This window comes from Polaribacter butkevichii (genome assembly GCF_038024105.1).
GTDB classification, from domain to species: domain Bacteria; phylum Bacteroidota; class Bacteroidia; order Flavobacteriales; family Flavobacteriaceae; genus Polaribacter; species Polaribacter butkevichii.
This window is the reverse complement of sequence record NZ_CP150661.1, coordinates 1,318,052-1,335,613: the sequence shown is the minus strand read 5'-3', so window position 1 is coordinate 1,335,613 and position 17,562 is coordinate 1,318,052. Positions and strand designations below refer to the sequence as shown.

17 protein-coding genes and 1 other RNA gene are annotated in these 17,562 nt (G+C 31.2%); 13 read left to right on the top strand and 5 right to left on the bottom strand.

The genetic code is table 11. The features are described 5' to 3' along the window. Nucleotides 1-7: 7 nt before the first annotated feature. The 4 genes from WG951_RS05525 to WG951_RS05510 form a co-directional block, all read right to left on the bottom strand. Nucleotides 8-1,837, bottom strand: a complete 1,830-nt coding sequence (locus WG951_RS05525) for an ABC transporter ATP-binding protein (RefSeq protein ID WP_105049188.1) — start codon at nucleotides 1,835-1,837, stop codon at nucleotides 8-10. Continuing rightward, on the bottom strand, nucleotides 1,837-3,552 hold the full coding sequence (locus tag WG951_RS05520) for a phospho-sugar mutase (protein WP_105049187.1): 1,716 nt from the start codon (nucleotides 3,550-3,552) through the stop codon (nucleotides 1,837-1,839). Before WG951_RS05520 ends, WG951_RS05525 begins: the two co-directional genes overlap by 1 nt. A 43-nt stretch (nucleotides 3,553-3,595) precedes the next feature. Then, nucleotides 3,596-4,552: a glycosyltransferase family 2 protein gene (locus WG951_RS05515; RefSeq protein ID WP_105049186.1), complete on the bottom strand. Its 957-nt coding sequence runs from the start codon at nucleotides 4,550-4,552 to the stop codon at nucleotides 3,596-3,598. An 84-nt stretch (nucleotides 4,553-4,636) separates the two neighbouring features. Beyond that, nucleotides 4,637-5,158 carry a DUF4199 domain-containing protein gene (locus WG951_RS05510; protein WP_105049185.1) on the bottom strand — a complete coding sequence of 174 codons (522 nt, stop codon included), beginning with the start codon at nucleotides 5,156-5,158 and terminating at the stop codon, nucleotides 4,637-4,639. Nucleotides 5,159-5,334: 176 nt separating this feature from the next. Between WG951_RS05510 and ffs the strand changes: the two genes are divergently transcribed. From ffs to WG951_RS05485, 5 genes are all read left to right on the top strand, one after another. After that, nucleotides 5,335-5,433, top strand: an RNA gene (ffs, locus tag WG951_RS05505) — signal recognition particle sRNA small type. A gap of 194 nt (nucleotides 5,434-5,627) precedes the next feature. After that, complete coding sequence (locus WG951_RS05500) at nucleotides 5,628-6,431, top strand: SDR family oxidoreductase (RefSeq protein WP_105049184.1); 804 nt, start codon at nucleotides 5,628-5,630, stop codon at nucleotides 6,429-6,431. Between the two features lie 535 nt (nucleotides 6,432-6,966). Beyond that, the gene (gene fsa, locus WG951_RS05495; protein ID WP_105049183.1) at nucleotides 6,967-7,620 is read left to right on the top strand and encodes a fructose-6-phosphate aldolase; all 654 of its coding nucleotides are present in this window, start codon (nucleotides 6,967-6,969) and stop codon (nucleotides 7,618-7,620) included. Nucleotides 7,621-8,055: 435 nt separating this feature from the next. Next, nucleotides 8,056-9,744: a 2-succinyl-5-enolpyruvyl-6-hydroxy-3-cyclohexene-1-carboxylic-acid synthase gene (menD, locus tag WG951_RS05490; protein ID WP_105049182.1), complete on the top strand. Its 1,689-nt coding sequence runs from the start codon at nucleotides 8,056-8,058 to the stop codon at nucleotides 9,742-9,744. Further along, nucleotides 9,744-10,235, top strand: coding sequence for a DNA-binding protein (locus tag WG951_RS05485; protein ID WP_245893514.1), 492 nt, complete (start codon nucleotides 9,744-9,746; stop codon nucleotides 10,233-10,235). The genes menD and WG951_RS05485 overlap by 1 nt, the downstream gene beginning before the upstream one ends. A 123-nt stretch (nucleotides 10,236-10,358) precedes the next feature. On the opposite strand, the gene WG951_RS05480 is transcribed toward WG951_RS05485, so the two are convergent. After that, on the bottom strand, nucleotides 10,359-11,486 hold the full coding sequence (locus WG951_RS05480; RefSeq protein WP_245893513.1) for an alpha/beta hydrolase-fold protein: 1,128 nt from the start codon (nucleotides 11,484-11,486) through the stop codon (nucleotides 10,359-10,361). 99 nt (nucleotides 11,487-11,585) lie between these two features. Between WG951_RS05480 and WG951_RS05475 the strand changes: the two genes are divergently transcribed. From WG951_RS05475 to ftsY, 8 genes are all read left to right on the top strand, one after another. After that, nucleotides 11,586-12,425: a 1,4-dihydroxy-2-naphthoyl-CoA synthase gene (locus tag WG951_RS05475; protein WP_105049180.1), complete on the top strand. Its 840-nt coding sequence runs from the start codon at nucleotides 11,586-11,588 to the stop codon at nucleotides 12,423-12,425. A 98-nt stretch (nucleotides 12,426-12,523) separates the two neighbouring features. Then, nucleotides 12,524-13,393 carry a formyltetrahydrofolate deformylase gene (purU, locus tag WG951_RS05470; RefSeq protein ID WP_105049179.1) on the top strand — a complete coding sequence of 290 codons (870 nt, stop codon included), beginning with the start codon at nucleotides 12,524-12,526 and terminating at the stop codon, nucleotides 13,391-13,393. A gap of 95 nt (nucleotides 13,394-13,488) precedes the next feature. Then, nucleotides 13,489-14,097 (top strand): fumarylacetoacetate hydrolase family protein, encoded by a 609-nt coding sequence (locus tag WG951_RS05465; protein WP_105049178.1) that lies wholly within the window; start codon nucleotides 13,489-13,491, stop codon nucleotides 14,095-14,097. A 102-nt stretch (nucleotides 14,098-14,199) separates the two neighbouring features. Then, entirely contained in the window at nucleotides 14,200-15,441 is a 1,242-nt protein-coding gene (locus WG951_RS05460) for a competence/damage-inducible protein A (protein ID WP_105049177.1), read from the top strand. 164 nt (nucleotides 15,442-15,605) lie between these two features. Next, nucleotides 15,606-15,845, top strand: coding sequence for a 50S ribosomal protein L28 (gene rpmB / locus WG951_RS05455; protein WP_105049176.1), 240 nt, complete (start codon nucleotides 15,606-15,608; stop codon nucleotides 15,843-15,845). Between the two features lie 29 nt (nucleotides 15,846-15,874). Beyond that, on the top strand, nucleotides 15,875-16,057 hold the full coding sequence (gene rpmG, locus WG951_RS05450; RefSeq protein WP_105049175.1) for a 50S ribosomal protein L33: 183 nt from the start codon (nucleotides 15,875-15,877) through the stop codon (nucleotides 16,055-16,057). Between the two features lie 51 nt (nucleotides 16,058-16,108). Then, nucleotides 16,109-16,261 (top strand): DUF4295 domain-containing protein, encoded by a 153-nt coding sequence (locus WG951_RS05445; RefSeq protein WP_105049174.1) that lies wholly within the window; start codon nucleotides 16,109-16,111, stop codon nucleotides 16,259-16,261. Between the two features lie 307 nt (nucleotides 16,262-16,568). After that, nucleotides 16,569-17,522 carry a signal recognition particle-docking protein FtsY gene (ftsY, locus tag WG951_RS05440; protein ID WP_105049173.1) on the top strand — a complete coding sequence of 318 codons (954 nt, stop codon included), beginning with the start codon at nucleotides 16,569-16,571 and terminating at the stop codon, nucleotides 17,520-17,522. Nucleotides 17,523-17,562: the final 40 nt, after the last annotated feature.

The window sequence follows — 17,562 nt, the reverse complement described above, 5'->3', positions numbered from 1 at the left end:
ATAGTCCTTAACTTAAAGATTGCATAGTTACTAACTTAAAATACTCTCCTTTTTTGGCAAGTAATTCTTCATGTTTACCTTGTTCTACAATTTTTCCTTTTTTCATGACCACAATTTTATCTGCTTTTTGAATGGTAGATAACCTGTGTGCAATTACTAAAGACGTTCTGTTTTGCATCATTTTTTCTAAAGCAACTTGTACCAATTGTTCAGACTCGGTGTCTAGAGCAGAAGTAGCTTCGTCTAGAATCATTATTGGAGGGTTTTTTAAAACAGCCCTTGCAATAGACAAACGTTGTTTCTGTCCGCCAGACAGCGTGTTTCCACTATCGCCAATATTGGTTTGGTATTTTTGAGGTAAATTCTGAATAAACTCATCTGCATTTGCAATTGTTGCAGCTTCTAAAATAGCTTCATCACTTGCATTTTTAGTACCTAAATTGATGTTGTTTGCAATGGTGTCATTAAATAAAATAGAATCTTGAGAAACAATTCCCATTAAATCTCTTAAAGATTTTTTGGTAACGTCTTTTATATTTTGATTATCAATAAGAACATCACCATTATTTACATCGTAAAAACGAGTAATTAAATTGGCTAAGGTAGATTTTCCACTACCAGATTGACCAACCAAAGCAACGGTTTCTCCTTTATTAATGGTTAAAGAGAAGTCTTTTAAAACATAATCATCTTTATATTTAAAAGAAATATTTTTAAATTGTATTTGATCAGTAAAGTCTTCTTTTACAATAGCGTTAGGTTTGTCTTTAATACTATTTTCTGTATTTAAAACCGTCATAATTCTTTCTGCAGATGCCTCTCCTTTTTGAATATTATAAAAGGTAGAAGTAATTAATTTTATAGGGTTTAAAACGGTGTAAAATAACACAATATAACCTAAAAATTCATCTGGTTGCAAAGAACTTGTTTTAGCTAAAACTTCTGTTCCTCCGTACCAAAGGATGGCAATAATGGTTGCCGAACCTAAAAATTCACTCATTGGAGAAGCCAATGTTTGCCTGTGAATTACACTGGTCATTAATTGTTTAAAATGAAGTGTAGAGTTGTTAAACTTTTTAGCGATTACCCCTTCTGCATTAAAGCCTTTAATGATTCTTAATCCCGTTAAGGTTTCTTCTATAAATGATAAAAAATTACCATTTTCTTTCTGAGCTTTAGCAGATTTTGCTTTTAATTTTTTACTGATGGATGAAATTATAAATCCTGAAACTGGTAATAAAACAAAAACAAAGAGTGTTAATTTTACACTCATAAAAAGCATAATAGAAATTGCAATAATTACAGTTAACGGCTCTCTAACAATGGTTTCTATAGATGTTAAAATGGAGTTTTCTACTTCTTGTACATCAGAGGTCATACGCGCAATTATGTCTCCTTTTCTTTTTTCGGAAAAGTAGGAGATAGGCAATTCTACAATTTTTTCGTATAATTTATCTCGTAAATCTTTTACTATTCCGGTTCTTAAAAAGGTAATTACATAAGAAGCTAAATATCTAAATAAATTTTTAAAAAAGAATAAAGAAACAGATAGTAAGCAAATAAAAACTAGTGTTTTTATATTGCCTTCAGTTTCTATTTTGTTTGATATGTAAAAGTAAAAACTTTCTTTTAAGTAATCTCCAATTCCGGTAATGCCCTCATAAGTTGGTTTACTTACAACCTTTTTATCTGTGCTAAATAAGATGCCTAAAACAGGTATAAAAGCTAAAACGGACAGTACATTAAAAATAGCGTAAAGTATGTTAAATAGAAGGTTTAAAACTGTAAACCTTCTATACTTTTTTTCATATTTTAAAATGTCTTTAAAATACCCCATTAATTCAATTTCATTTCTTCAATAATTCTTTGAATCTTAGCATCTAAAGCAGCTTCTGTTGCATCTGCATTTGTAGCATTATCTAAAGCAGTATTTACACTAAAGTAGAACTTTATTTTTGGTTCTGTTCCACTAGGCCTTGCAGCAATTCTTGTTCCAGATTCTGTTTGATAAATTAAAACATTAGATTTTGGTAAATCAATAGTTGTTACTTTACCTGTAATTAAATTCTTTTTTGTTGATGCGTCATAATCACAAAGTGATTCTACTTTTTCTCCATCAATTTCAGTTAATGGATTGTTACGCATATCACTTAACATTTGCTGAATTTCTGCAGCACCATCCATTCCTTTTTTAGTAATAGAAATTAAATGCTCTTTGTAATAACTGTTTTTAATATAGATTGCCAGTAATTCTTCATAAAAAGAACTACCATTTTGTTTTGCATAGGCAGCAACTTCACAAGCTAAAAGTGTCGCTGTAACAGCATCTTTATCTCTTACAAAACCACCAACCATATAACCAAAACTTTCTTCTCCACCACCAATAAAATCAAGCTCAGGAAAATCTCTTACCATTTTAGCAATCCATTTAAAACCTGTTAAACCAACTTTGGTATCTACACCATAAGTAGCAGCAACATCGTTTACTAATTCTGTAGAAACTATGGTAGAACCTACAAATTGTTTTCCATTGATTTTACCTTCTTCTTTCCATTTTTTTAATAGAAATTCAGTCATAACAACCATTGTTTGGTTCCCATTCATTAATTTCATGTTTCCATCCGTATCTCTAATAGCCACACCTAAACGATCACAATCTGGGTCCGTACCAATAACAATATCAGCACCAATTTTGTTAGCTAAATCAGTTGCCATTTTTAAAGCTTCTGGTTCTTCTGGGTTTGGTGATTTTACTGTTGGGAAGTCTCCATTAGGTACTCTTTGTTCTTCAACAATATGTACATCTGTATACCCTGCTTTAGCCAATGCATCTGGTACAGAAACAATAGAGGTTCCGTGTAAAGAAGTAAAAACAATTTTTAAATTTTTTCTATCAATGTTGTCAGATAAAGAACCGTTTTTTACTGATGCTTCAATAAAAGCATCATCAACATCTTTACCAATAACTTCAATTAAGTTTTCGTTTGCATCAAACTTTATTTCAGAGAAATCTAATGCATTTACTTTTCCAATAATTCCACCATCATGCGGAGGAACAATTTGTCCACCATCTGCCCAATATACTTTGTAACCATTATATTCTGGCGGATTATGAGAAGCTGTTAGTACAATACCAGCATCACAACCTAAATGGCGTACAGCAAAAGATAATTCTGGTGTTGGGCGTAAATCTTCAAAAAGATATACTTTTATATTGTTTGCAGATAAAACATCGGCTACAACTTTCGCAAACTTTTTACTATTATGTCTACAATCGAAAGCAATAACAACACTACGTTGCTCTTTTTGTACGTTTTCTATTAAGTAATTAGATAAACCTTGTGTAGCTCTACCCAATGTATATTTGTTAATTCTGTTGGTTCCTGCACCCATAACTCCACGCATACCACCAGTACCAAATTCCATATCTTTATAAAACCTGTCTGCTAAAGCATCCGGATTATTAGAGATTAATTCTTGAATTTCTGTTTGAGTTTCAGCATCAAAAGTAGCTGTTAACCATTGTTTTGCTTTGTCTAAAATATTATCCATTGTATAAAGATTGTGTTACTTAATTGAGGTGCAAATATACTATTTAGAAATTGAGTTTTTCTTTAATCGTATAGTGTTTTTCGTTACTTTTTGTTTTTATAATGAGTTCTCCAATAAATCCTGCCAAAAATAAAGAAGTTCCTAAAATCATAGAAGTTAAGGCAATATAAAACCAAGGATTGTCTGTTACCAGTATTGTTTTAATGCCATTAAATACTTTGTATAGTTTTATGGCTCCAATATAAAATGCAGAAGTTGTTCCGAATAGAAACATTAAAGTTCCCCAAAGGCCAAAAATATGCATGGGTCTTTTACCAAATTTTGATAAAAAAGAAATGGTAATTAAATCTAAAAAACCATTTACAAAACGGTCCATTCCAAACTTGGTTTCCCCGTATTTTCTAGCTTGATGTTGTACTACTTTTTCGCCAATTTTAGTATACCCTTCGTTTTTAGCTAAAACAGGAATGTATCGGTGCATTTCTCCGCTTACTTTTACTGCTTTTATAACTTCGTTTTTGTAAGCTTTTAAGCCACAATTAAAATCGTTTAGTTTTAAACCAGATGTTTTTCTAGCGGCAGCATTAAATAATTTTGAAGGGATGTTTTTAGTGAGAACGTTGTCATAACGCTTTTTTTTCCATCCAGAAATAAGGTCGAAATTTTCTTTAACGATTAAATTATACAATTCAGGAATTTCGTCTGGGTTGTCTTGTAAATCAGCATCCATAGTAATAACTACGTTTCCTTTTGCCATTTCGAAACCAGCATCTAAAGCTTGGGATTTTCCGTAGTTTTTTTGAAAACGAATTCCTTTTACAGCTTCATTTTTAGCAGATAATTCTTCGATTACTTTCCAAGAATTGTCTGTGCTACCATCATCAATAAAAATAACTTCATAAAAATAACGATTGGATTGCATAACTTTTGCAATCCAATCGTATAATTCTTGTAAAGATTCATCTTCGTTAAGAAGTGGTATTACTACCGAAATATCCATGTTTTTTATATTCTAAAATTCTAAGTTGTAAAGTTATAAAGCCTTGGTTAAAACTTTTTAATTTTACTGCTTTTTAACTAATATTTAGTAAGTTTCTTCTTCAGATTTTTTCATGATTGCAGCAGCAATAGCAGAAATTATAAAACCAAAGAAAGCAGATGTAGCTAAAATAATAGCCGCTAAAATACCAGGACTCTGAAATTTTTGAGCCATGGCTACTGCATTATCTACTTGTTCTTCTGTCATACCTGCATCTAACCATTTTTGTTGTTGCAATTCCATGGCTTGTTGCTGAAAAGTAGGGTCTATATAATTCATAAATAAAAATGTATACACCAAAGCAATTACGGCACTAATCATAGTAATTCCTAGCCCTATTTTAACGCCTTGTCCCCAAGAGATAAAGCCGTCATTAGCTTCTCTAAACTTTTTAATACCTATTATAATAAGCGCAATCATTGCAACAAAACTAACAAGGCTATTAATCCATTGAAATTCTAATAAGCTACCTGTTGCAAAAAGAATTAAGTGAACAATAATACCTATTACACCTAGGTATAGTCCGTAATTAAGTATAATGCTTTTACTATCTGCTTGATTTTCCATTTTTTTTTAAGTTTAGTTATACAAATATATTCATTTCATTGTTGATAGTTTTTACTTTCCTAAAAAAGATTGCAACTTACCATAACAATACATTAGTATTCAGAGTGTTGAAAATGTTACAAAAAAATATCACTTTTTTTTGTTGTCATAATAAAAAAAGCTTGTAAATTTGCACTCGGCAAGTCCTACACAACTAGCTCCCTTTGAATCCTCCAGGGCGGGAACGCAGCAAAGGTATTAGGTTGTAGCAGTGTGATGTAGGTAGCTTGCCTTTTTTTATGCACTAAATTTAAATTCTGAATCGGTTCAGAATTTTTCTTTTTTATAGCGGTATTAACTTTCTCCTTGTTAGTTTCCTTCATTTACTTTTAAGATATTTGCACCCGAATTCAAGCCTCTAAATATTTTTATCAAAAAATTTAGTTTTGTATTCTACAAATTTTTAATAATTCAATCTTTTTATAATCATATGTCTAAAGTTGTATTAATTACAGGAGCGTCATCTGGAATAGGAAAATCTATTGCTACGTTTTTATCTGAAAAAGGGTACAAAGTTTACGGAACAAGCAGAAACCCTAAAAACACAGCCAATTTTTCTTTTGATCTAATTGCTTTAGATGTTTTAAAAGTAGATACCATTAATTCGGCAATCGATTTTATCATTCAAGAAGAAGGGCGTTTAGATGTATTGGTAAACAATGCAGGAATGGGAATTACAGGACCTATAGAAGACACACCAACTGATGAAATGCGCGCTGTTTTTAATACTAACCTTTTTGGAGCTGTAGATGTTATGAAAGCTGCTTTACCACAAATGCGTAAACAAAAAGCGGGACTTATTATAAATGTAACTTCTATTGCAGGTTATATGGGGTTGCCTTTCCGCGGATTATATTCTGCTACAAAAGGAGCTTTAGAAACTATAACAGAAGCGACGAGTATGGAGGTAAAACCATTCGGAATTAAAGTAGCTTGTGTGGCACCTGGAGATTTTGCAACCAATATTGCTGCAGGAAGATATCACACACCCGTTTTTGAAAAATCGGCTTACAAAGAAAATTATCAGGCAAACTTAAATTTAATGGATGCGCACGTAAGTGGAGGAATGGATCCTATAGAAATGGCCAAGGCTGTTTTTAAAATTATAAATACTAAAAAACCTAAGATTCATTATAAAGTAGGTGGTTTTATGGAGAAATTTTCTATCGTTTTAAAACGAATTCTGCCAGACAGAATGTATGAGAAAATTTTAATGAATTATTATAAATTATAGTAATGGAGCATGCTCTATTAAAAAAAATATGTGTTTAAAAAACAAATAATGCATTTTGGCTAAAGCCCTTGTGTTGAAATAATTTAATTACCTATGGATAAATCCATAGGCAATTTAAAAATTGAATAATAAAGAGTTTGTTCTGGTTTTTAATTGTCACTGGCTTTAGCCTGTGTTCATTTAATAAGTAGAATAGTGGCTTTAGCCAAACTTTAGAAGGTTTTTAGAATAAATTATACTCAAAAAAGTATTCTGAACAGCAATGTTTTAAAAACTTATTAGGACTGAAAATATTTTTATTTAACTTCTTAAATTATTTATAACTAACTATCTTTGCGTTAGGGATTGAAGTGGAAATCCTTTTTATTTTTTAATTAGCGTCATTGCGAGGAACGAAGCAATCTGTTAATTAATTATAAGAATGCTGCATAAAGCAGAAAAAGATTTATGAGCAAAGACAAAATAAAAAGATTGCAGCGAAAAGCCCGCTCGAACGCCCAAATAAAACAGAACAATTACAACTAAATATATACAAATGAAATTTTTTATTGATACTGCAAATTTAGAGCAAATTAAAGAAGCGCAAGCTTTAGGTATTTTAGACGGTGTAACTACAAACCCATCTTTAATGGCTAAAGAAGGAATTACTGGTGAAGCAAACATTATTAATCATTACAAAGAAATTTGTAACTTGGTAGAAGGAGATGTTTCTGCAGAAGTAATTGCTACAGATTTTGATGGAATGGTAAAAGAAGGTGAAGCTTTGGCTGCTTTAAACCCTCAGATTGTGGTAAAATTACCAATGATAAAAGACGGTGTTAAGGCGTGTAAATATTTTTCTTCTAAAGGGATTAAAACAAACGTAACGTTAGTGTTTTCTGCAGGTCAGGCTTTATTGGCTGCTAAAGCAGGAGCAACGTATGTTTCTCCATTTATTGGTCGTTTAGACGATATTTCTACAGACGGAATGAATTTAATTAAAGAAATTCGTTTAATCTATGACAATTACGGTTTCGAAACTCAAATTTTAGCAGCTTCTGTACGTAATACAATGCACATTATTAACTGTGCAAAATTAGGATCTGACGTTATGACTGGACCTTTAAGTGCTATTGAAGGTTTGTTAAAGCACCCTTTAACAGATAGTGGTTTGGCTAAGTTTTTAGAAGATTACAAAAAAGGAAACTAACCAACGCAGTTGGTTTTTAGATATTAAAGTCAGAAAGTAGAAAAAATGTTTTTTACTTTCTGACTTTTTTGGCTTCATTAACTTTTTGACTTTGTAACTTAGTAGCTTACCAATAACTTTAGTTGTAATTATTAGAAGCTATTTCCTGCTTTTCACTATATCTTTTTATTTCTGTCATTGCGAAGTTTACTTTTTTGTAAACTGTGGCAATCTCTTAATTAAAAACAGATTACTTCGTTCCTCGTAATGACGCTTTTCTAAAAAGATTATAAAAAGGATGCCGTTTCAATCAGGGCTAAGCTTATTTAGAAGTCAATAGCAAATAAGTAAAATTAAAGCATCGTTAACTTTTAAAGTAATAAATAAAAGTTTGCTGCTTTTTTGTCTTCCATAACTTTTGGACTTTGTAACTTTGCCACCTTGTAATTTATAGTAATGTATCCAAAAAAAGAACTCGCACAAATTGTAATTTCAGCATGTAGTCAATTTAATATTGATACCGTTGTTATTTCTCCTGGTTCACGTAATGCTCCGTTAACGGTTGGTTTTTCTAATCATCCAGAAATAGAAGCATTAAGTGTGGTAGATGAGCGTTGTGCTGCTTTTTTTGCTTTGGGTATTGCGCAACAAAGGCAAAAACCAGTTGCAATTGTTTGTACATCTGGTTCTGCTTTGTTAAATTATTATCCTGCAATTGCAGAAGCTTTTTATAGCAACATTCCGTTAGTGGTAATTTCTGCAGACAGACCAAAACGTTTAATAGATATTGGCGACGGACAAACGATTCGTCAAGAAAATGTCTTTGAAAACCATATGTTGTTTTCTACCAATTTAATTGATGAAGTTGTCAGTTCGAGCGCAGTCGAGAACTCAAAACTGATTTGTGAGGCTTTGCAAATAGCAGTTTCGCAAAAAGGACCTGTGCATATAAATGTTCCGTTTGATGAGCCTTTGTATGAAACTGTTTCTACAATTGATACGGTCATTGCGAACAAAGTGAAGCAATCTTTTGATGAGATTACTTCGTCGTTTACTCCTCGTAATGACGATACAGATTATGATGCTTTGTCTAAAATTTGGAATGCAGCCGAAAAGAAAATGATTCTTGTTGGCGTTAATTATCCGGATGAAGCATTGCATCAATTAATGGATTTTTATGCTGATGATACTTCTGTTTTAATTTTAACAGAAACCACGTCTAATTTACATCAACAAAAGGCGATAGATTCTATAGATCAATTAATTTTTTCTTTAGATGAAGAGCAGTTTGAGGCTTTAAAACCAGACGTGTTAATTACTTTTGGAGGAATGATTGTTTCTAAAAAGATAAAGCAATTTTTAAGAAAATATCAGCCAAAACATCATTGGAATATTGATAAGAAGAAAGCAATGAACACGTTTTTTTGTTTATCAGAATTTATTCAAATAGAACCGTTAGATTTCTTTTCGAAATTTAATGGAACAATTGTAAAAAAAGAAAGTAATTATCAGCAAAAATGGTTGCAATTTCGTGATGAGAAGCGCGAGAAACATACTGCCTATTTATCAAAAACAACACATTCTGATTTTAAAGTTTTTGAGCAAATTATAAAAAGTGTGCCTACTAATAGTCAGTTGCAAATTAGCAACAGTTCTATTATTAGATACGCGCAATTATTTTCTATAGATAAAACAAACAATGTTTATTGTAATAGAGGAACAAGCGGAATTGATGGTAGCACAAGTACGGCTATTGGCGCAGCTTTTGCAGCTAAAAACCAGACTGTTTTTATAACAGGAGATATTAGTTTTTTTTATGACAGTAATGCGTTGTGGAATGCTACTATTCCTAAAAACTTTAGAATTATTTTAATTAATAATTCTGGTGGCGGAATCTTTAAAATTATTCCAGGACCAGGAACCACAAACGCTGCCAAATATTTTGAAACTCCACATTCTTTAACTGCAGCGCATTTATGTAAAATGTATCATTTTGATTATTTAAAAGCAGATTCAATAGAAACAGTAGCAGCACAATTAAACGGTTTTTATGAAACATCAGAAAAACCAAAAATATTAGAAATCTTTACGCCAAGTGAAGAAAATGATTTAATTTTAAAAGCATATTTTAAATATATACAATAATGGATTCACAAGAAGATTTATACGAAGGAGAAGAGCATTTACAAGAAGACGAAAATAATTCGGAAGCGGTAGACATGTACTTAAAAGAAGGAGATAAGGTAAACTTAGTCATTGAAACCGAAACAGGTTTAGGATATACGGTTTTAATTAATGAAGAGTTTGATGGTTTGCTTTTTAGAAGTGAAGTTTTTCAGGAATTAGAAGAAAATATGGAAGTTGTTGGTTATATAAAACAAATTCGTGAAGATGGGAAAATAGATGTTTCGCTTCGTCCACAAGGTTTTAGGAACGTAATTGATTCTGATGTAGAAAAAGTACTTACTAAGTTAAAAGAAAGTAGAGAAGGTTTTTTGTTATTAACAGATAAAAGTTCTCCAGATTCTATACGTTTTCACATGAAAATGAGTAAAAAAGCATTTAAAAAAGCAGTTGGAAATTTATATAGACAGAAACTTATTTTAATTAAAGAAGATAGAATAGAGTTGGTGTAAATAGTATACAGTAGTAAGTTCGCAGTAGGCAGTAAAATTGTTTTTTAATTATTTTTTTAGAAATAGAATTTTATTTTTGCTAACTGCTAACTGCTAACTGCTAACTGCTAACTGCTAACGAGCCTATCTACCTCCCAATCTTAAAATATTGTCATAAAATTTATCGGCATTTGGGTCTGCAGGATCCATTTTACCATAGCCTATTTTATATTGTAAGATTGCTTTTCTGATTTGTTTTCCTTTTTCGTAATACTTGCCAATATAATAGTCGCCTAAAGGAGAGTTGGGAAAAAGTTTTAAAATCATTTTACCAAACGGAAGTAACTGGTTTCCATTTTCTTTTTCCATAACTATTTTTTCTACCGCGTACACATCATTTTCTCTAATGTTTAAGCTGCTTCCAAAAAGAAATTCTATTTCTACATATTTGTTTTCTAAATATGCAATAGCGTCTGCAGGCGATAAATCTTTTATATTTTCATTAAATTCTTCTTTAGAAATAGCAGAATATATCTGAAACACTTGGTTTAAGGCTCTCGGAATTGCTTCGCTCATTGCAGAAATATTACTAGACGTATGTATAGTGTCATTTATAATATTAAAGTTCTTTAACTCTACAGAGTTTAAAAGAGTTTGTAGTTCTCCTATTTGTGTCTGTTTATCGGTAGAAAAAGAGGTAGCATTGTTAATATAAAAGTAAAAAGTATTGTCTTCTTTTTGATATCTAGGTAGGTTGTATGACTCTAATTGTTGCCCAATAAAATTTGAGAAAGTAGGGTTTATACAGATATAAGAATTGATAAACGGAGTTTCTTCTCCTAAAAAATAAGAAACTAAGTTTGCAGAAGTACCTTCGCCTACAAGTGTAATAAAAGGAGAAGTTTTGTAAGTACTTTCTATGTTTAAAATAACTTCATCTTTTATAAATTGATAAAACTTTTTATTATCTGTAGTTAGTTCTCCGTTTGTAATATTAAAATAGGTGTCTTTTTTTCTAGTTTTTGCCATTTCAATTCCTACAACAATTTGCTTTGGAGCTTTGTCTTTTGCTGCAAATAAAACAGAATTACCAACATAGGTATCAAACAAAAATTCACTATCTAAAACAATAGCTAAGGGGTAGTTTTTTTCTTCTTTAGCATTGTAACCTTCTGGTAAATAGATTTTTATTTCTCTTCGGTCATCTGCGTAGTCAGATACAATTGTTTTTTTTATAATTTTTTGAGCAAACCCGTTAAGGCAAAATAGCATAAATATTAGTGTGAACGATTTCTTTATCATAAATTTGAATCTTTTATTTTTGTACCCAATTATTTTGTTCTTCTAAAAGAACGTCCAAAATACAAAATTATGATACAACCCGAGTGGAAAACTGTTAAAGAATACGAAGACATTACTTATAAAAAGTGTAATGGAGTTGCTAGAATAGCATTTAATAGACCTAATGTTAGAAATGCTTTTAGGCCTAAAACAACTAAAGAACTATACGATGCTTTTTATGATGCTGGCGAAGATGTAAATATTGGTGTTGTGCTACTTTCTGCAGAAGGACCAAGTACAAAAGACGGAGTTTATTCGTTCTGTTCAGGCGGAGATCAAAAAGCACGTGGGCATCAAGGTTATGTTGGTGAAGATGGTTATCACAGATTAAATATTTTAGAAGTACAACGTTTAATAAGGTTTATGCCAAAAGCTGTAATTGCAGTGGTTCCGGGATGGGCCGTTGGTGGCGGACATAGTTTACACGTGGTTTGCGATTTAACTTTGGCCTCTAAAGAACATGCTATTTTTAAACAAACAGATGCAGATGTAACGTCTTTTGATGGGGGTTATGGTTCTGCATATTTGGCTAAAATGGTGGGGCAAAAAAGAGCTCGTGAGATCTTTTTCTTAGGAAGAAATTATTCAGCACAAGAAGCGTATGAAATGGGGATGGTAAATGCTGTTATTCCTCATGACGAATTAGAATCTACTGCATATGAATGGGCACAAGAAATTTTAGAAAAATCTCCAACTTCTATAAAAATGTTAAAATTCGCTATGAACTTAACAGACGATGGAATGGTGGGGCAACAAGTTTTTGCAGGTGAAGCAACAAGACTTGCTTATATGACGGATGAAGCAAAAGAAGGAAGAGATGCTTTTCTAGAAAAAAGAAAACCAAACTTTCCTAAAAAATGGATACCATAGGTTTTAGTATTCTGTTAACAGTATCAGTTTGTCAGTTCGAGTGAATTTATGAAGTATGAATAAATTTGTATCGAGAACATTTAAATTTTGAATAAACAATGAAATCAAAAGTAGTTTCTTTTTTAATAAAATGTCCAGATCAAAAAGGATTGGTAGCCAAAATTACCAGTTTTTTCTATGAAAAAGGATTTAATATTGTAAGCTCACAGCAATACGTAAATGCTATTGAGAACACCTATTTTATGCGAATTCGTTTAAATGCAGACGGAACAACACTTTCTAAAAAAGAATTAGAAAGTAGTTTTTTAGAATTGGCAACTCCCTTAAATATAGATTGGTCTGTAAATTACGATGATAAAAAACAAAATGTAGCCATTATGGTTTCACATACAAGTCATAATTTATATGATTTGTTAGAACGTTCTAAAGAAGGACGATTAGATTGTAATGTAAAAATGATTATTAGTAATCATGATAAGTTAAGATACATTGCAAACATGTTTCATATTCCTTTTCATTATTTACCAGTTACCAAAGAAACCAAATTAGAACAAGAAGCACAGGTTAAAGAATTGTTAGATGCTAGCGATATAGATTTGATAATTATGGCAAGATATATGCAAATTTTATCTGCAGATTTTATCAATCATTATCCAGAAAAAATCATCAATATTCATCATTCTTTTTTACCCGCTTTTCAAGGAGCAAATCCTTATAGAAAAGCCTATGAAAGAGGAGTTAAGTTAATAGGGGCAACGGCACATTATGCAACGGTAGATTTAGATGAAGGACCCATTATAGAGCAAGATGTAAAACCTGTAACGCACGAAAGTACACCAACAACTTTAAAAAGAATTGGTGCAGATATAGAAAAATTGGTTTTGGCAAGAGCTGTAAAAAACCATTTAAATCATCAGATCATTGTTTCAGGAAATAGAGCTATTGTTTTTCCAGAAGCAGGAGAGTAAAAAAAGTAGGCAGTAATTCAGTTGCAGTTGGCAGTTTAGAATTAAAATCTACTTTAATTATAAATTTTGAATCATTTAATTTTCAACGTATATAAATGAAAATAATTTGTATTGGGCGCAATTACGCAAAACACATCGAAGAATTGGCTAACGAAAGACCAGAAAATCCTGTTGTTTTTTTAAAGCCAGATTCGGCAATTTTACCAAGAAAAAATCCATTTTTTATTCCACCTTTTTCTGATGATGTTCATTATGAAGTTGAGGTTTTAGTGAAAATAAATAAAGTAGGTAAACATATTGATGCAAAGTTTGCTCATAAATATTATGATGAAATTGGTTTAGGAATCGATTTTACAGCAAGAGATGTGCAAGCTCAATGCAAAGAAAAAGGTTTGCCATGGGAAAAAGCAAAAGCTTTTGATGGAAGTGCCGTTGTAGGAGAGTTTTATCCGAAGGAAGAATTCGAATTAGAGAATTTAAAATTTCAATTATATAAAAATGATGAAATTGTTCAGGATGGAAATACCAATGCAATGTTATGGAAAACCGATGAATTAATTGCTTATGTTTCTCAATACTTCACGTTAAAAAAAGGAGATATCATTTTTACAGGAACACCTGCTGGAGTTGGTAAGGTTGTAGAAAACGATAACTTAAAAGGAGTAATTGAAGGTAAAGAAGCTTTTAATATTAGAGTAAAATAGGTTAAACCGCAAGGTACACAAAGAATAAGCAACGTTCGCAAAGAAATAATTCTTTGAGATTTTTGCAAAAAACTCTGCAACCTTTGCGTTTAAAAACAGACAATGAAAGCAGAAATTATAACTATTGGAGATGAAATTCTTATCGGACAAATTGTAGATACAAATTCGCAATTTATTGGTCAGGAATTAAATAAAATCGGAGTTTCTGTGTATCAGATAACTTCTATTCAAGATGATGAGCAACATATTTTAAATGCTTTAAAAGAAGCACAAGAAAGAGTAGATATTGTTATTTTAACAGGAGGTTTAGGACCTACAAAAGATGACATCACTAAAAAAACGATCGCAAAGTTTTTTAAGGATGACAAGCTTGTAGAATATCCAGAAGTAATAACACATATTAAAGAGATGTTTCAAAAGATTGGTCATCCATTTAAAGAAATTCAAAGATACCAAGCACAACTGCCATCAAAAGCTACTTTATTAACAAATAGTTTTGGTACAGCACCAGGTATGTGGTTTTACGAAAACGATACTGTCTTTGTGTCATTACCAGGAGTTCCGTATGAAATGAAAGGTTTAATTACCAATCAAGTTTTACCAAGAATTCAAAAACAATTTCAACTAGATTTCATTATGCATAAAACAATTATGACGTATGGACTAGGAGAAAGTATGATTGCAGAAAGAATTGAAGATTTTGAAAATAATTTACCAACGTATATAAAACTAGCCTATTTGCCATCATTTGGTAAAGTTCGACTGCGTTTATCTGCCATTGGCAAAAATAAAGAAACTCTAGAAAAAGAGTTAAATGAAAAAGTAGCTGCCATTTATCAATTAATACCAGAAATTATTACAGGTTTAGACGAGGATAGTTCTTTAGAAAAAAGAATAGGAGAGCTGTTGCAAAAAAATAACCAAAGTATTGCCACAGCAGAAAGTTTAACAGGCGGACAGATTGCAGCAAATATAGTGTCAGTTGCAGGTTCTTCTGCCTATTACAAAGGTAGTTTTATAACCTATACTGCAGATACCAAAATAAATTTATTAGGTGTTTTACCAGCTACTATTAATACATATACAGTAGTAAGTAAAGAAGTTGCTTTAGAAATGGCCAGAGGAGTTAAAGCTAAATTGCAAACAAATTATGCCATTGCAGTAACAGGTAATGCAGGACCAACTACAGATAACACAGACAAAAGTGTAGGAATCGTTTACATTGCTATTATTTCTGATGAAAAAGAAATTGTAAAAGAATTTAATTTTGGGCAACCAAGAGAAAAAGTAATAAATAGAACTGTAAGTAAAGCGCTAGAAATGGTGTATAAGGAATTAGTGTAGCAAAGATTAATTAGTAAAAGGCTGTTTAAAACATTCGTTTTTAATAGGTTTTGGGCATTTTAGAAATAAATATAAAAAATAATAAAAATAGTTTTGTTCACATTTATAATTAATTGTATATTTGCACCTCGTTTAGAGATAACACTATAAATACTGTCGAAAAGATGTCTAGAGTTTGTGAATTAACAGGAAAAAAAGCAATGGTTGGGAACAATGTATCTCACGCTTTAAATAGAACTAAGAGAAAGTTTGACGCTAATCTAATGACCAAGCGTTTTTATATCCCAGAAGAAGATAAATGGATAACATTAAAAGTATCTGCTTCTGCATTAAAAAATATTAACAAGAAAGGAATTTCTACAGTTATAAAAGAAGCGAGAGCTAACGGATTTTTAACTAAATAAGCGCTCGAGCAATTTAAAATTTTATACAGATGGCAAAAAAAGGAAACAGAGTTCAGGTAATTTTAGAATGTACAGAGCACAAAGCAACAGGTTTAGCAGGTACTTCTAGATACATTACAACTAAGAACAAAAAGAACACTCCAGATAGAATGGAAATTAAAAAATTCAATCCTATCTTAAAGAAAATGACTGTTCACAAAGAAATTAAATAATTAAACTGTCTAGAACTCAGAATAGAGCACATAGATTAAAAAAAATAGACAATGGCAAAAAAAACAGTAGCATCGTTACAGACATCTTCAAAAAGATTATCAAAAGCTATTAAGATGGTAAAGTCTCCAAAATCAGGAGCTTATACATTTGTAGAAACGATCATAGCACCAGAAAAAGTAAACGACTTTTTAGCAAAAAAGTAAGTTTAACTACATAAAATATTCAAAACTACTTTCTATAATTAGAAAGTAGTTTTTTTTTGTGTCTAATAATTACGTATTTTTGGGCGTTACCTAAAGGTCGCGCTTTACATTATATCTTTTCTTATACTGTTCTAGCGCAAAACGTTTTTATTATTAATGATCAACCTTTACTCTAAAACAAGTAATTGTTTTTTTTAAGAAAAGGATGCCATTTCAATCGCTAACGCAGCCTTTTAGGTGACAATTTGACCAAACCTAACAAATGGCACGTTTTTTAACGTATTGCCATATAGCATAAAAAATAAAAATGAGTTTTTTTAAAAGAATATTTTCAAAAGAGAAAAAAGAAACCTTAGACAAAGGATTAGAAAAGTCTAAAGAAAGTTTTTTTGGCAAGTTAACAAAAGCAGTTGCAGGTAAATCTAAGGTAGATGATGATGTTTTAGATAATTTAGAAGAGATTTTAGTAGCATCAGATGTTGGTGTAAGCACAACTCTTAAAATTATAGATAGAATAGAAGCCAGAGTTGCTAAAGATAAATACGTTGGTACAGATGAGTTAAACAGAATTCTTCGCGAAGAAATTGCGGGTCTTTTGTCTGAAACAAATATTGGCAATGAAACTGAATTTACAATCCCAGAAGGTAAAAAACCTTATGTAATAATGGTTGTTGGTGTAAACGGAGTTGGTAAAACAACAACTATTGGTAAATTAGCAAGCCAGTTTAAAAAACAAGGTTTAAAGGTTGTTTTAGGAGCCGCAGATACTTTTAGAGCAGCTGCAATAGATCAATTACAAGTTTGGGCAGACAGAACAGATGTACCAATTGTACGTCAAGAAATGGGGTCAGATCCTGCTTCTGTAGCATTTGATACTTTAAAATCTGCCGTTACTCAAAATGCAGATGTTGTAATTATAGATACTGCTGGTCGTTTACATAACAAAGTCAATTTAATGAATGAGTTGACAAAGATTAAACGTGTAATGCAAAAAGTAGTAGACAATTCTCCTCATGAAGTTTTGCTGGTTTTAGATGGATCTACGGGGCAAAATGCTTTTGAACAAGCCAAACAATTTACCTTAGCAACAGAAGTTAGTTCTTTAGCCGTTACCAAATTAGATGGCACAGCAAAAGGTGGAGTTGTAATTGGTATTTCAGATCAATTTAAAATACCTGTAAAATATATTGGAGTAGGAGAAGGTATAGATGATTTACAAGTATTTAATAAATACGAATTTGTAGATTCTTTCTTCAAATAAAGAATTTATCAATCTTTTAATATTATATGTCCCTGTGTAT

What these genes read in the sequence shown, in the direction of transcription:
- WG951_RS05475 (WP_105049180.1), top strand. Translation starts at nt 11,586, where the DNA reads ATGATACAACCCGAGTGGAAAACTGTTAAAGAATACGAAGACATTACT.
- WG951_RS05480 (WP_245893513.1), bottom strand. Translation starts at nt 11,486, where the DNA reads ATGCTATTTTGCCTTAACGGGTTTGCTCAAAAAATTATAAAAAAAACA.
- WG951_RS05445 (WP_105049174.1), top strand. Translation starts at nt 16,109, where the DNA reads ATGGCAAAAAAAACAGTAGCATCGTTACAGACATCTTCAAAAAGATTA.
- rpmB (WP_105049176.1), top strand. Translation starts at nt 15,606, where the DNA reads ATGTCTAGAGTTTGTGAATTAACAGGAAAAAAAGCAATGGTTGGGAAC.
- WG951_RS05465 (WP_105049178.1), top strand. Translation starts at nt 13,489, where the DNA reads ATGAAAATAATTTGTATTGGGCGCAATTACGCAAAACACATCGAAGAA.
- purU (WP_105049179.1), top strand. Translation starts at nt 12,524, where the DNA reads ATGAAATCAAAAGTAGTTTCTTTTTTAATAAAATGTCCAGATCAAAAA.
- WG951_RS05515 (WP_105049186.1), bottom strand. Translation starts at nt 4,552, where the DNA reads ATGGATATTTCGGTAGTAATACCACTTCTTAACGAAGATGAATCTTTA.
- WG951_RS05510 (WP_105049185.1), bottom strand. Translation starts at nt 5,158, where the DNA reads ATGGAAAATCAAGCAGATAGTAAAAGCATTATACTTAATTACGGACTA.
- WG951_RS05485 (WP_245893514.1), top strand. Translation starts at nt 9,744, where the DNA reads ATGGATTCACAAGAAGATTTATACGAAGGAGAAGAGCATTTACAAGAA.
- rpmG (WP_105049175.1), top strand. Translation starts at nt 15,875, where the DNA reads ATGGCAAAAAAAGGAAACAGAGTTCAGGTAATTTTAGAATGTACAGAG.
- fsa (WP_105049183.1), top strand. Translation starts at nt 6,967, where the DNA reads ATGAAATTTTTTATTGATACTGCAAATTTAGAGCAAATTAAAGAAGCG.
- menD (WP_105049182.1), top strand. Translation starts at nt 8,056, where the DNA reads ATGTATCCAAAAAAAGAACTCGCACAAATTGTAATTTCAGCATGTAGT.
- WG951_RS05520 (WP_105049187.1), bottom strand. Translation starts at nt 3,552, where the DNA reads ATGGATAATATTTTAGACAAAGCAAAACAATGGTTAACAGCTACTTTT.
- WG951_RS05500 (WP_105049184.1), top strand. Translation starts at nt 5,628, where the DNA reads ATGTCTAAAGTTGTATTAATTACAGGAGCGTCATCTGGAATAGGAAAA.
- WG951_RS05460 (WP_105049177.1), top strand. Translation starts at nt 14,200, where the DNA reads ATGAAAGCAGAAATTATAACTATTGGAGATGAAATTCTTATCGGACAA.
- WG951_RS05525 (WP_105049188.1), bottom strand. Translation starts at nt 1,837, where the DNA reads ATGGGGTATTTTAAAGACATTTTAAAATATGAAAAAAAGTATAGAAGG.
- ftsY (WP_105049173.1), top strand. Translation starts at nt 16,569, where the DNA reads ATGAGTTTTTTTAAAAGAATATTTTCAAAAGAGAAAAAAGAAACCTTA.